This is a genomic window from Kangiella sp. M94, assembly GCF_054926195.1.
Window position 1 is genome coordinate 814,196 of sequence record NZ_CM142903.1, and the last position, 13,817, is coordinate 828,012.

Below are 13,817 nucleotides of genomic sequence, written 5' to 3' on the forward strand. Positions count from 1 at the left end.
TCATGATAACAATGCTTAGGACCATGCTGAGCACAATCGCCTAAGCATCATAGTTTAAGGTGGGTGCCAGCCATTTTTCGGCATTTTTAAGGTCCCAACCCTTGCGCTGTGCATAATCTGTAACCTGATCCTTTTCGATTTTACCGACACCAAAGTAGCGAGATTCAGGGTGTGCGAAATACCAGCCGGACACTGCTGCGGTAGGGTACATGGCAAAGTGTTCGGTTATATTGAGCTCAATTTCACTATCGGGTTTGAGCATGGCCCATAGTGTTCCTTTCTCAGTATGATCGGGGCAGGCCGGATAGCCAGGGGCAGGGCGAATCCCCTGATATTGCTCAGAAATTAGCTCTGAATTATCAAGGTTCTCATCCGGGACATAACCCCAATAGTCTTTGCGCACCAGCTCATGCATTCTTTCTGCTAAGGCTTCTGCAAGTCGATCTGCCAAGGCCTTTAACAGAATGGCATTATAGTCATCGTGCTTCGCTTCAAAGGCTTGAACATGCTCATCAATACCAATACCGGAGGTTACCGCAAATCCACCAATATAATCTTTAAGTCCAGTTTCTTTTGGGGCAATAAAGTCAGACAGGCAATAGTTAAATTTTCCATTGCGAGTTTGTTTTTGCTGGCGAAGATGGTGCAGTGTATGGACTACCTCTTGTCGCGAATCATCGGCATAGATTTCAATATCATCACCTTGAGCGTTTGCAGGGTAGAAGCCGATAACGGCTCGAGCCGTTAACCACTTTTCTTCGACAATAGTTTTTAACATGGCTTGTGCATCCGCATAAAGCTTGGTCGCTGTTTCGCCAACCACTTCATCATCCAGTATCTTGGGGAACTTGCCAGCCAGCTGCCAGGAACGGAAGAACGGCGTCCAGTCAATACGCGGCAGCAGATCTTGCAAAGGATAGTCACTAAACACTTTGGTACCGAGAAAAGTGGGTTTGGTAATATTGGCCTGAGACCAATCGATTTTTGCTGCAAACTGTCTTGCTTGCTGAAGATTAGCCAGACTGGATTTCTTCTGACGCTTTTCACGCTCTGTTCTTAGCTTGTGGTATTCGTCTTTGATTTCGCTAACAAACTCATCCTTGTGTTCGCCTAGCAACTTATTTACCACACCGACCACGCGCGAAGCATCCATCACATACATGGCAGGATGCTCATAATGAGGCTCAATTTTAACGGCGGTGTGAATTTTCGAGGTGGTAGCGCCACCAATCAGTAAGGGTAAATCGAGTCCACGACGCTGCATTTCTTTGGCCACATGGACCATTTCTTCCAGCGAAGGCGTGATCAAACCGGACAGACCAACAATATTGCAGTTCTGTTCAATCGCTGTATCCAGAATTTTATCGCAGGGCACCATCACGCCTAAGTCAATGACTTCGTAGCCATTGCATTGCAATACAACGCCGACAATATTCTTACCAATGTCATGTACATCGCCTTTAACGGTTGCGAGCACAATTTTGCCTTTTGGCTTGTCAGCAAGCTTTAGTCGTTTCTTTTCTTCTTCCATGTAGGGAAACAGGTAGGCCACCGCTTTTTTCATCACTCGAGCAGATTTAACCACCTGCGGTAGGAACATCTGACCGGAGCCAAATAAATCACCCACCACATTCATTCCATCCATCAATGGCCCTTCAATAACATGCAAAGGACGCTCAGCCTGTTGGCGCGCTTCTTCAACGTCGTCATCAATAAACTCAGTAATGCCTTTAACTAATGAATGTTCCAGGCGCTTATTAACAGGCCATTGTCGCCACTCTTGAGTTTCTTTTTCTTTAACTTCCTGACCTGAGCCACGATATTGCTCTGCCAGATCGAGTAATTTTTCTGTCGCCTCGGGTGAGCGATTAAGCACCACGTCTTCAACCGCGTCTTTAAGGTCTTGCGGGATGGCGCTATAGACTTCAAGTTGCCCAGCATTGACGATGCCCATGTCCATACCAACGTTGATAGCATGGTAAAGGAAGACGGCGTGAATGGCTTCGCGAACGGTGTTATTACCACGGAAGGAGAAAGAAACGTTGGACACACCGCCCGAAACGCGCGCGCCAGGTAAATTCTGTTTTATCCAGCGAGTGGCTTCGATAAAGTCCACCGCATAGTTATTGTGTTCTTCAATGCCGGTGGCAATGGCGAAAATATTGGGGTCGAAAATAATGTCTTGCGGATCGAAGTTGAGTTTTTCGATAAGCAAGTTATAGGCACGCTGACAGATTGATGTTTTGCGTTCCAACGTATCGGCCTGACCTTCTTCATCAAAGGCCATGATAATTACCGCTGCGCCGTAGCGTTGAACCAGCTGCGCCTGTTCGAGAAACTGTGCTTCACCTTCCTTTAATGAAATTGAATTGACGATGCCCTTGCCCTGGATACATTGCAGGCCAGCTTCAATGATTTCCCACTTGGATGAATCAAGCATGATCGGCACACGGCTGATGTCAGGTTCGGAAGCGATCAGATTCAAAAAACGCTGCATGGCCTCCTTAGAGTCCAACATGCCTTCATCCATATTGATGTCGATAACCTGAGCGCCATTCTCGACTTGGTCTAAGGCGACCTCGATGGCGGTTTCAAAATCATCCTCTTTAATCAATCGCAGAAACTTGGCTGAGCCAGTGACATTAGTTCGCTCACCAACATTGACGAACAGGCTTGAATCGTCGAGGTTCAAAGCTTCCAAACCGGATAGGCGACATTTAGGTTCTTGGTTGAATGTTGATCTTGGTTTGGCGCCTGCAATCATTTCATTAAATCGAGCAATGTGATCCGGAGTGGTACCACAACAGCCACCAATAATATTAATGAAGCCTCTTTCAATCCATTCTGACATTTCGTTGGCCATGTCATCTGGCGTTTCATCGTAACCACCGAATTCATTCGGCAAGCCGGCGTTAGGGTGGGCTGAAACCGCAAACTCACTGATGCGGGATAACTCTTCAATGTAGGAGCGCAAATCCTTCGGACCTAGTGCACAGTTCAAGCCGACACTGACAGGATTGGCATGACGAATAGAATTGTAGAAAGCTTCGGTGGTTTGGCCGGTTAAGGTTCTGCCGGAGGCATCAGTAATGGTGCCAGAAAGCATGATGGGATAATCAAGTTGGTGATCATTCAAGTATTTTTTGACTGCAAAAATCGCAGCTTTAGCGTTGAGAGTATCGAATACGGTTTCGATCAGAATGATATCTGCGCCACCTTCAATCAAGGCCTGCGTTGATTCGTAGTAGGCTTCGGCCAGTTCTTCAAAGTAGATATTGCGAAAGCCAGGATCGTTAACGTCCGGAGAAATACTACAGGTTCGATTGGTCGGCCCAATGACGCCAGCCACAAATCGCGGCTTGTCCGGCGTTGAGTATTGATCGGCAATAGCTCTGGCTAGTCGTGCTGACTCACGGTTAATTTCCGCTGACAAATCCTGCATGCCGTAGTCAGCCATGGCTACGCGAGTTGCATTGAAAGTGTTGGTTTCGATGATGTCGGACCCTGCCTCAAGATAGGCCTTGTTAATATCCGAAATGATCTGAGGCTGGCTTAAACTGAGCAGATCATTATTGCCTTTAAGATCGCTGGGCCAATCGCTAAAGCGTTGGCCACGGTAGTCTGCTTCGGTTAACTCATATTGCTGAATCATGGTGCCCATTGCGCCATCAAGCAATAAAATACGCTGTTTTAGTACATCTTGTAACTGTTTGCTTTTACTCATTAAATTAATATCTCAACGCCATGAACACGATATAACTCATGGTAATATAAAAAGACGTATAGACGTCCAAATGATTTTTGTTATAATAGCACCGCTTTTGCCAATCGTGAACCTTTTAAAGAAAGTTTTATGCTTGGCAATTAAATTGAGATTCATCCACTGATCAGGTCTTCAAAGTCAATTGACTGCGAAGATAATCGGGAAATCAGTTTAAATCTGATGCTGCCCCCGCAACGGTAATTGATAGCGCTACTTGATAGACCACTGAGTTGATTTAAGAATTTGTAAAAACTTGGGAAGGTAAGTAGCTAGATGATCATAAGCCCGGAGACCGGCCTGAACAGTACATCGCGCGGATCGGTGGGCTCTGCATCAAGATGGTAGATGAATCTTATCTTTTAATGCCCGCTCGTAATTTACGAGACTACAATGAGACACCTATTTAAATCGAGTTTAGTATCCCTTCTAATTCTGGGAGCTATATCCCAGCCTGCACTAAAAGCTGAAGAAGACAAATCTTCTGATATTAATAATATGGTTATTACAACCAGTCGCTTTGAAAGTGACACAGTTGAGCTTCCAAGCCATGTCACCCTTATTACTCAAGAGGAAATCGATCGCATTGCTGCAACCGATCTTAGTCAGGTATTGCGTCGCGTACCAGGTTTGCAGGTTTCTTATACCAATGGCAAAACCAGCGTCTCCATGCGTGGTATTTCGGCAGAGCAGGCCAGCAGCAATGTACTGGTTCTGGTTGATGGTCAGAGGCTTAATAAAACAGATTTAGCCTCTCCGGATTTAGATACCATCAACATTATTGATATTGAACGTATTGAAATTATTCAAGGAGCAGCCAGCAGTCTTTATGGGGATCAAGCTGTTGCCGGAGTGATTAATATCATCACCAAGTCTGGAAACCGCCAATCGAATATTGTTCGTTACTCTCAAGGCCGTTTTGATCATAAACAGGCAGCCGTTAATCTTGCGTTTGAGCTTGATGAGCAATGGTCGCTGATTTTGAAGGGTAACAAAAAATCTAGCGACAATTATCGCGAGCATAATGAGCTGGACAATAATCAACTCGGCGCTGAGTTGCATTACCAGGACAACCAGCAGCAATGGCGCTTTTCTTATCGTTCACGTAATGAAACACAACAAATACCGGGTGCATTGCTAGAAGAAGATCTGGCTGAGCGGAGACGGTCACGAGCTGAGTTTGCTAATGACTATGTGAGTACTGATGAGTATTTCAGCCGCCTATTAGGGCAAGTTGAGTTGAGTTCAAATTGGCAGTTTGCAGTGGACCTTAATCATCAGGAAGCAGACATTAATAGCGTTAATAGTTTTATCAATTTTGCCACCACTAATGTGAACCAGACTCATCGAACTCAAAGTAGCATTTATCCCAGAGTGAAAGGTCAATGGGAGCTGGAGCAGGAGGTTGCACGCTGGATCAGCGGTATTGATTATGATGAAGCCGAGTACGCGTTTTCGTTATTGGCTCGCAGTAATCAACAAACCATGGAAAGTGTTTATAGTCAGTTATATTGGCCACTCTCAAAGCAGACCACACTGGAGATAGCAGGTCGCGTGGCAGAGGTGGAAGATGATTTAATTGATGCTGCCTTATATCCTAATGGTGTTGTATTAAACAATTCTGCAACGGCTTATGATCTTGGATTGAGTTATGAGTTTAGTCATTCGCTGGATGGCTTTATTCGCTACAGCAACAACTATCGTTTTGCTAAAGTAGATGAGCAGGCGTACACCTCAGAAACTGTGTTGGGCCTTGAGCCACAAAAAGGTCGCTCCATTGAAGCAGGTATCACCAGTCAGTTCGATTCAAGCTCATTACAGGCTTCTGTCTATCAGTTGAAGCTGAAAGATGAGATCTTTTTTGACCCCTCAGCGACACCACCAGCGGGTGCTTTTTTCCCCGGAGCAAATGTGAATGGCGCGGAATCAACTCGCTTGGGTTTGATACTTGATTACCGGATCTTCATTGATGAAGACGAGCTGGGTGTTTCCTATCATTGGGTTGATGCCGAAACTGAACCTACTGATAACACAGTGCCCGGCGTATCAAAAAACACCATCACCAGCTGGTATAACTGGCAAGTGACGAATGATGTGAGTTGGTACCTTGAAGCACATTACCGTGGCGATCGTTATCAAGATGGAGATACAACTAATTCATTGGCCAAGGTTGATGATTATACCTTGTGGAATAGTGCTTTATACTGGCGTTTAGATAATGCCCGCATCGGCTTAAGAGTCGATAATTTGTTGGATAAGGAGTATATTGATTACGCACAATTTAATGGTTATTACCCAGCAAAAGGTCGTGATTTAACGCTGACTTTTGATCTGGTTTTCTAAAGTGACTTTACACAACGGAGAGTCAATGAGTAATCGATTAACTCGCATCACAACAGGGCAGGGCGACAAAGGAATGACTCGCCTTGCTAACAAAGAACAAGTGAAAAAAAGTCATCCGCGTATTGAGGCAATTGGTACGGTGGATGAGCTAAATGCTGTTTTGGGCATGTTAGTGGCATCCATTAAAAAGCCGCAACATGAGGCGATAGTCAGCGCTCTCAAGAGCATTCAGAATCAGCTGTTTAGTCTGGGCGGTGAATTAGCAAGTCCACCACAAGCCTACTTGAAGCCATCCGATATAGCGCAACTGGAAGCATGGATAAAAACCTGGAATCAGAAGCTACCGCCGTTAAAAGAGTTTGTGATTCCAGGCGCTTGTGTTGCTTCGGCCAATGCCCACTTTGCGCGCTGTGTTGCGCGTAGAGCAGAGCGGCGATTAGTTGCACTCATTGAGCAAGAAGATGTGACTGAGTTGAGCATTATTTATCTCAATCGATTATCGGATTTGTTATTCATTATAAGTCGTATGATTGCCCGAAGTGAGTCAGCTAAAGAAGCTCAGTGGCAACGTTAAAGGAAACTGGAATGCAAAAAATAACCCCTAAAGTTTATACCTTAATCGCACTGATTGTAGCAGTGTCACTCTACCGTATTTTTCCGCACCCACATAACATCACTCCAGTGATGGCGCTGGCCTTATTCGCCGGTACCTACTTTGATAAAAAGTGGATGGCCTTCGGCGTGCCATTGGCTTCCATGTTTTTGGCAGATCTGTTTTTAGGACTGCACAACACTATCATTTTTGTTTATGGAGCCATGGCAGTCGCCGTTGTTATTGGTTTCTGGTTGCACAATCGTGTGAGCAGCCTAAAAGTTATCGGTGCGACCATCGGTAGCTCGCTAGTCTTCTTTCTGATCAGCAACTTCGGCGTTTGGCTAGTTTCAGGTTATTACAGTAAAAGCTGGGCAGGACTTATCGAGTGTTACACCATGGCACTGCCATTCCTGCAACGTAGCATGATGGGGGATTTGTTATTTAGTGGTGTCTTATTCCTCAGCTATTGGCAGATTCAGAAGTATTGGTTGGGGAAGAGGGAAGCTCACCGCCCATAAAAATAGGCAAATTCCTATCGGGGATTGCCTTTTTAAGGCAATTCATATATCTTACGCCGCCTAGATTGCAGAGAAGTCTTATAATTTTTACGGTGAAGTGTCCGAGTGGCTGAAGGAGCACGCCTGGAAAGTGTGTATACGTTAATAGCGTATCGAGGGTTCGAATCCCTCCTTCACCGCCATACAATAAATACCCGCGTCGTGCGGGTATTTTTGTATCTGTAGCAGGGTGAGAACCCTAGGGTTCGAGCAAGGTTGCTGGGAGTAACTAGTCCTTTGGACTCTGCAAATAGGCTTCTGTTGGCGATACCAATATGTTTTCCATTGCCTCGCGACCAAGCAACATTTTGTAGCGCATTTTCTCGCGGTTGGCCAGGCTGATATCAATATTCCAGGTCTGATCACCGATGGTGATCGGGGTTCGTATCACATAACGCGATTGGGTTTGCCCATTGGAGCTGGTGACTTTGCGGTAGTCGATCATTTCGGCTTCGCAGGTGAAGACTCGTTTGGGGTGACGGCGAAGAGGACAGGTTTTGAATGACACGTAAGTATTGCCGTCTTTGTCAAAGGTTTTGATATCAAAAGCGTGCAGGCTTGATGTTTTGGCACCTGTATCAACTTTGATTTTAATACTTGAAATGCCAAGCCCTGATAGCTTGGCTTTTTCTTTCCATCCGACTCTGATTTTGCTCATGCTGTTCACCTACAATCAGCCACGGCCTTTTGGCTTGTTCGGGCCTTTCAAAGCGTCTTTTTCGATGAACTGAATAATAGCGCCAGCAACGTCTTTACCAGTGGCTTTTTCTATACCTTCAAGACCAGGTGATGAATTCACTTCAATCACTAATGGGCCGTGTGCAGAACGAATCAGATCGACACCAGCAACGTCCAGGCCCATCACTTTGGCAGCACGAACGGCTAGAGCGCGTTCTTCTGGCTTAAGCTTGATTACTTGAGCGCTACCACCACGATGCAGGTTAGAGCGGAACTCTCCTTCTTTGGCGCTGCGCTGCATAGCGGCAATCACTTTCTCGCCAACTACAAAACAACGAATGTCCGAACCACCAGCTTCTTTGATGAACTCTTGCACCAGGAAGTCAGCATTTAAACTGCGAAAAGCGTTAATCAAACTTTCTGCTGCTTTGTTGGTTTCAGCCAAAACCACACCGTTGCCATGAGTGCTTTCGATGACTTTTACAATTAGCGGTGCACCGCCAACTGATTCAATGAGTTCATCGGTCGCTTCAACTGAGTGCGCATAACTGGTGATGGGCATGCCAACACCTTTACGGGCCAGCAATTGATGCGCGCGTAGCTTATCGCGCGAACGGGTAATGGCGATTGACTCATTGACTGAGTAAACGCCGCCCACCTCAAATTGTCGCAATACTGCAGTACCGTAAGCCGTTACCGACGCACCAATACGTGGAATGACCGCTTCAAACTCCAGCTGGCGAACTTTGCCTTGGACTTTACTGTGTACGGTAGGACGATTCGATGTGATGTTCATGAAGCATTTGAGCACATCAACTACTTGCGCTTCATGGCCGCGTTCTTCTGCAGCTTCAACCAGTCTCTTGGTGGAATAAAGGCGAGGATTGCGCGATAAAATACCTATTTTCATGTGTCTTCCAGATTGTGCTTAGAGTGATGTCAATAAATTGAATGGTCGATTGACCAATTGCTGGCCAATATACCATAGATTTCTGTCGGGGCTACACAACTAAATGGTCACCAACAGTAAGCCCCTAGTGCTTAAAGACCACTATATATGTTGCAAGTAAAACTTTTGCCAATTGATTCATGTTTTGTCAGGTTGTCATCTAGTTGTCTATTTTCTGTCAATCAACGGTCACTGATTCGTCACATTGCTTTTCTATAGTTGCCCCAGATGAAAGAAAGGCACTGTGTCTTTCTGGGTTATGTAACCGAGTTAATTAACCAAGATGATGGGGTACAGGATGAAAAACTTTAGTAAGAAGTGTGGGCTGGCAGTTATGAGCACGCTAGTTGTTGGCTCATTACATGCTGCGGTTGTTCCAGATGCACAAAAAAACAGTAGCTGGTTTAATCAAGGGCAAACTGCGATTCAAAAGCAACTGGCTTTAACGCCACAGACTAAGGCTAAAAATGTGATTCTATTTGTCGCCGATGGCATGGGAGTTTCAACCATTACAGCCGGCCGTATTTTCGCAGGACAAAAGTTGGGTGGTACGGGTGAAGAATATCAATTGTCATTCGAAAAGCTTCCCTATAGCGCACAAGTTAAAACTTACAACACCAATCAGCAAACACCTGATTCAGCGGGCACCATGACGGCCATGATGGCTGGCGTTAAAACGAAAGCTGGCGTTATTAATATCGCGCCAGACGCAGAGCGAGGCAATTGCGAAAGCTCGCTTGGTTATGAGTTGACGACGGCGTTGGAGCTGGCAGAAGAAAAGGGTTTATCAACGGGAGTCGTTTCCACCGCTCGGATTACTCACGCTACACCTGCTGCGACTTATGCCAAAGTACCGGAGCGTAATTGGGAAAGTGATGATAGCTTGCCAGAAGAAGCTATAGCTGCAGGTTGTAAAGACATTGCTGCTCAAATGGTTGAACTGGAAGCAGGCGATGGTATTGATGTGGCTTTTGGTGGTGGTCGTCGTCATTTCTTGCCGGAAGATGCCGTGGATAGTGAAGGCAAAAATGGTAAGCGCAAGGACGGGCGAAATTTAACTGCTGAATGGCAGGAACGCTATCAAAATGAGGCTGTTGCCTACATTGAAAATTTAACCGAATTTGATGCATTAGACGTTGCTAACACTAGTAAAGTCTTAGGGCTTTTCAATTCGTCACATATGGAATATGAAACGGATCGTCAAAACGATATTGGCGGCGAGCCTTCCTTAAGTGACATGACCGGTAAGGCAATTGAGTTGTTGAATAAAAACGATAATGGTTATTTCCTGATGGTGGAATCAGGTCGTATCGATCATGCCCATCATGCCGGTAATGCTTATCGAGCACTGCAAGATACCGAAGAGTTTGCTAAGGCGGTTCAAGCCGCTGTTGCAAATACTAACCCGGATGAAACTTTAATTCTGGTCACTGCGGATCACAGCCACGTGTTCACAATTGCCGGCTACCCTCAACGCGGCAACCCGATCCTCGGTGTCGTTAAAAGTACTGACGGTAATGGAGCTCCACTATCCGAACCAAGCCTGGCAGCTGATGGTATGCCTTATACCACAGTGGGTTATGCCAATGGTTTAGGTTTTGCAGATTATGGGCAGGGTAATGGTGGTGATCAACGTTATGGTGACGCTGGTTTAAGCGGTCGTGTTGATTTAATCACCGTTGATACTACACAAAGTGGTTTCCATCAGGAGGCTTTAGTTCCTTTAAGTTCTGAAACTCATGCCGGTGAAGACATTACCGTTCATGCGCAAGGCCCGGGCGCGCAATGGTTACAAGGCGTCATCGAACAGAATGTCATTTTCCACGTTATCAATCAGGCTGCCGAACTTGGCGGTAATAAGTACCAATAACCGCTATTAAGCATTAAGAATCGAATTGAGGAAATTAAGATGAAACATACGTTGAAATTATTACCTATTCTGATGGCTACCGCCTTGTTGACGGCATGTCCAAGTGACGATGACGATACACCTTCACCAGAGCCATCTGCTGACTGGACTAAAACTAACGCATGGTTTGAGGCTGGTCAAAACACAGTAACCACTGCTAACGAAACGGAGATAAATTTAACTCGCGGTTCAGCGAAAAACGTCATCCTGTTTGTAGGTGATGGCATGGGTATCTCAACCGTTACTGCAGCGCGAATCTTGGCTGGTCAGATGGAAGGGCAGACTGGCGAAGAATATCAGCTAAGCTTTGATAAGTTCCCGGTTGCAGGTTTATTGAAAACTTATAACACCAATCAGCAAACTCCGGACTCAGCGGGAACCATGACTGCCATGATCAGCGGCGTGAAAACGAAAGCCGGCGTTATCGGTTTGTCTGAAGCAGCCTTACGTGCAGATTGTGCTTCAGGACAGGGAAAGGAAATGGTCACGGCCATAGAACTGGCTGAAATCGCAGGAAAATCCACCGGTATCGTTTCAACTGCCCGAATTACCCATGCTACACCAGCAGCAATGTACGCAAAATCGGCGGAGCGAAACTGGGAGAGTGATGGCGGACTGTCAGACGAAGCGAAAACGAATGGCTGTAAAGACATTGCCCAGCAGCTCATCGATTTTAATTATGGGGATGGTATTGATGTGGTCTTAGGTGGCGGTCGCCGTCACTTTATTCCTAACACTTTGACTGACGAAGAAGGAAAGAATGGTAAGCGTCAGGATGGTCAAAACTTGGTGGATGTGTGGCAAAACAAATACAGCAATGGGCAGTACGTTTATGACCAGGCGGGTTTTGACGCTGTAGATGCCACAGCAACCAATAAATTACTGGGTCTATTTAATTCGTCGCATATGGAATATGAGGCTGACCGCGCTAATGACGTTGCGGGTGAACCTTCGCTGAGCCAAATGACCGAGAAGTCATTGCAGATTCTGTCGCAAAATGACCAAGGTTTTTTCCTGACGGTTGAGTCAGGTCGTGTCGACCATGCGCATCATGCTGGTAACGCTCATCGTGCTTTATTGGATGCGGTTGAATTTGCCAAAGCAATTCAAGTTGCGGTGGATTCGGTGGATTTAAATGAAACATTGATTGTTGTTACTGCGGACCACAGCCACGTACTGACTCTGGCAGGCTACCCGACGCGCGGTAATCCAATTCTGGGTCTGGTAAAAACTAACGACAGTGCCGGTAATCCTGAATCAGAACCGGTCCTGGCTGGCGACGATATGCCTTACACCACTTTGGGCTATACCAATGGATTGGGTTATGCCAACTATGGCGACGCTTCATTCGGTGATCAGCGCTATAGCGAGCCGAACAATGCAGGCCGTCATATTCATGGCGACGAAGACACTGAAACATCAGGCTTCCATCAGGAAACGTTAGTACCTCTTGGCTCCGAGACGCATGCTGGTGAAGATGTGGGTGTCTATGCGATTGGCCCAGGTGCACAGTTGTTGCGCGGCGTTAACGAGCAAAGCATGGTCTTCCATGCGATTGATTTCGCTGCTGATTTAATCAATCAGGCCGAAGCCAGCGCTGTTCAGTAATACTGTTAATACTGCGCTCTGTTATAGGGCGCAGTATTTTTCGTATGCTGAGTTGACAATGGGTGGCTAGTAAGAGGTTAGTAATGAGCAAAATAGTGAAACTATCTGTGATAGCGGTAATCGTGATAATAGGATCTTTCGGTTTTTTTGATCGCTTGTGGGCAAAAGAGTCGAATCAAACTGCTATTAGGGCCGATTATGTGATAATAGGAGAAGGTAAGTCCCCGCAAGTGGTGACGATCTGGAAATCGAATCAATATTTCGCGGTGTCATTTAATCACCAGGATGTCATAGGCGTCTGGCAGAATTGGAACTCTAAGAATCCAACCTTTTATCAGGTCTATCCTCAAAAATCTTTTCGTATAGAGTTTTCAAGAATGGAAAGCCAGCGACAGAATGAACTTTTGGTGCAGCTCAAGTCATTGGTGGCGCAAGACCAGCTGCTAGAAAGTGTTGAGTTAAAAGGGGCGGCACCGAGAGAATCACATTTGAGTGTTATAGAGGAAGGGGCAGACGTTGCTAACTCTATTAACCGCTGGTCAGAGTTTGCAACTTATGATTATGCTGATATTGGTGACAATGAAGCTGTTCCGGAGCTGGCGCGCCTTATTCATCAAGGTTTGTATCAAATTTTTAAGATTAAGGGTTTATAATTTTTTTTAGTTGGGGGATAATGCGCCCGGCTCTGCTGGTCCCCTCGCAACGTAAGGTTGTGAATCCCGCCAGGCCCGGAAGGGAGCAACGGTAGCAACTGTCTCGTGTGCCGAGGTGTGGCTAGCAGAGTCTTTAATTTCTAGTTCTTATTAACGTTCTAGAAATTAAAAAAACCGCCAATCAGGCGGTTTTTTTGTTTTAGCTTTTATTAAACTCTTATTACCTAGCTACAGTATTTCCATCTGGATCATTGTTTGGATCTGTGATGACACTGTGAAGCTGTGCTTCATATTCTTTCACTCTATACACTTTGCGAAGCTCAACAATTTTAGCAATAGCCTCTTTGTCAGCTATAACGCCAGGATTTGTTGGGTTACTGACTGTATTCCAGTCCTCAATGATATCATCATAAACTTCATAATTTGTTTCATAACGCCATACACACTTAGGGCTGCCTTCAAAGGGTAGCCAATTGTCATTATTACCATAGTCATCATTCACTGCTTGCCAGCAAGAGTCCTGATCCGCGAATGGGCCTACTGACATATATTGGTGATTAGTGATGCCATTGTTATTAACATACGAGATGGCTGTGTAGAAATATCCACCGCAGGTGGTACAGGTTCCAGCAGCATCGGCAGGTGCGATCACACCTGATGCGGCAATAAATCCAGAAATAAACAGGGCTTTGCTTAACGTTTTCATTGTGTACCTCAAAAAATAAGTTTATGGATTAAACGAGCTTTGTGGCTCTGTCTAAATGA

General features: G+C 45.6%; 10 protein-coding genes, 1 tRNA gene, 1 other RNA gene and 1 riboswitch. Of the genes, 8 read left to right on the forward strand and 4 right to left on the reverse strand.

Annotated features, from left to right (window positions below; genetic code table 11):
- Positions 1–40 precede the first annotated feature (40 nt).
- Entirely contained in the window at positions 41–3,724 is a 3,684-nt protein-coding gene (gene metH / locus ACYTXU_RS03810) for a methionine synthase (protein ID WP_462208494.1), read from the reverse strand.
- A gap of 148 nt (positions 3,725–3,872) precedes the next feature.
- Positions 3,873–4,078, forward strand: a riboswitch (cobalamin riboswitch).
- 75 nt (positions 4,079–4,153) lie between these two features.
- Here metH and ACYTXU_RS03815 point away from each other — a divergent pair.
- The 4 genes from ACYTXU_RS03815 (at position 4,154) to ACYTXU_RS03830 (ending at position 7,398) form a co-directional block, all read left to right on the forward strand.
- Positions 4,154–6,103 carry a TonB-dependent receptor gene (locus ACYTXU_RS03815; RefSeq protein WP_462208495.1) on the forward strand — a complete coding sequence of 650 codons (1,950 nt, stop codon included), beginning with the start codon at positions 4,154–4,156 and terminating at the stop codon, positions 6,101–6,103.
- Positions 6,104–6,128: 25 nt separating this feature from the next.
- The gene (locus ACYTXU_RS03820; RefSeq protein ID WP_462208497.1) at positions 6,129–6,677 is read left to right on the forward strand and encodes a cob(I)yrinic acid a,c-diamide adenosyltransferase; all 549 of its coding nucleotides are present in this window, start codon (positions 6,129–6,131) and stop codon (positions 6,675–6,677) included.
- 11 nt (positions 6,678–6,688) lie between these two features.
- Positions 6,689–7,216 (forward strand): DUF6580 family putative transport protein, encoded by a 528-nt coding sequence (locus tag ACYTXU_RS03825; protein ID WP_462208498.1) that lies wholly within the window; start codon positions 6,689–6,691, stop codon positions 7,214–7,216.
- A 91-nt stretch (positions 7,217–7,307) separates the two neighbouring features.
- A tRNA-Ser gene (locus ACYTXU_RS03830) sits at positions 7,308–7,398 on the forward strand.
- Between the two features lie 86 nt (positions 7,399–7,484).
- Here ACYTXU_RS03830 and ACYTXU_RS03835 read toward each other — a convergent pair.
- Together ACYTXU_RS03835 and rimK are read right to left on the reverse strand one after the other, a co-directional pair.
- Positions 7,485–7,913: an ATP-dependent zinc protease family protein gene (locus ACYTXU_RS03835; protein WP_462208499.1), complete on the reverse strand. Its 429-nt coding sequence runs from the start codon at positions 7,911–7,913 to the stop codon at positions 7,485–7,487.
- 15 nt (positions 7,914–7,928) lie between these two features.
- Entirely contained in the window at positions 7,929–8,843 is a 915-nt protein-coding gene (gene rimK, locus ACYTXU_RS03840; protein ID WP_012800955.1) for a 30S ribosomal protein S6--L-glutamate ligase, read from the reverse strand.
- Positions 8,844–9,180: 337 nt separating this feature from the next.
- Here rimK and ACYTXU_RS03845 point away from each other — a divergent pair, with 337 nt between their 5' ends.
- The 4 genes from ACYTXU_RS03845 to ffs all read left to right on the forward strand — a co-directional run bounded on the left by ACYTXU_RS03845 (position 9,181) and on the right by ffs (position 13,182).
- Positions 9,181–10,752: an alkaline phosphatase gene (locus ACYTXU_RS03845; protein ID WP_462208501.1), complete on the forward strand. Its 1,572-nt coding sequence runs from the start codon at positions 9,181–9,183 to the stop codon at positions 10,750–10,752.
- 39 nt (positions 10,753–10,791) lie between these two features.
- Entirely contained in the window at positions 10,792–12,399 is a 1,608-nt protein-coding gene (locus ACYTXU_RS03850) for an alkaline phosphatase (RefSeq protein ID WP_462208502.1), read from the forward strand.
- 83 nt (positions 12,400–12,482) lie between these two features.
- Entirely contained in the window at positions 12,483–13,052 is a 570-nt protein-coding gene (locus tag ACYTXU_RS03855) for a hypothetical protein (RefSeq protein WP_462208503.1), read from the forward strand.
- 33 nt (positions 13,053–13,085) lie between these two features.
- Positions 13,086–13,182: signal recognition particle sRNA small type (gene ffs, locus ACYTXU_RS03860), an RNA gene on the forward strand.
- 90 nt (positions 13,183–13,272) lie between these two features.
- On the opposite strand, the gene ACYTXU_RS03865 is transcribed toward ffs, so the two are convergent.
- Complete coding sequence (locus ACYTXU_RS03865; RefSeq protein ID WP_462208504.1) at positions 13,273–13,758, reverse strand: hypothetical protein; 486 nt, start codon at positions 13,756–13,758, stop codon at positions 13,273–13,275.
- Between the last annotated feature and the right edge of the window lie 59 nt (positions 13,759–13,817).

Bases quoted from the DNA above. Each gene is read 5' to 3' on its own strand.
- rimK (WP_012800955.1), bottom strand. From the start codon at position 8,843: ATGAAAATAGGTATTTTATCGCGCAATCCTCGCCTTTATTCCACCAAG.
- ACYTXU_RS03865 (WP_462208504.1), bottom strand. From the start codon at position 13,758: ATGAAAACGTTAAGCAAAGCCCTGTTTATTTCTGGATTTATTGCCGCA.
- ACYTXU_RS03825 (WP_462208498.1), top strand. From the start codon at position 6,689: ATGCAAAAAATAACCCCTAAAGTTTATACCTTAATCGCACTGATTGTA.
- ACYTXU_RS03815 (WP_462208495.1), top strand. From the start codon at position 4,154: ATGAGACACCTATTTAAATCGAGTTTAGTATCCCTTCTAATTCTGGGA.
- ACYTXU_RS03820 (WP_462208497.1), top strand. From the start codon at position 6,129: ATGAGTAATCGATTAACTCGCATCACAACAGGGCAGGGCGACAAAGGA.
- ACYTXU_RS03845 (WP_462208501.1), top strand. From the start codon at position 9,181: ATGAAAAACTTTAGTAAGAAGTGTGGGCTGGCAGTTATGAGCACGCTA.
- ACYTXU_RS03835 (WP_462208499.1), bottom strand. From the start codon at position 7,913: ATGAGCAAAATCAGAGTCGGATGGAAAGAAAAAGCCAAGCTATCAGGG.
- ACYTXU_RS03850 (WP_462208502.1), top strand. From the start codon at position 10,792: ATGAAACATACGTTGAAATTATTACCTATTCTGATGGCTACCGCCTTG.
- ACYTXU_RS03855 (WP_462208503.1), top strand. From the start codon at position 12,483: ATGAGCAAAATAGTGAAACTATCTGTGATAGCGGTAATCGTGATAATA.
- metH (WP_462208494.1), bottom strand. From the start codon at position 3,724: ATGAGTAAAAGCAAACAGTTACAAGATGTACTAAAACAGCGTATTTTA.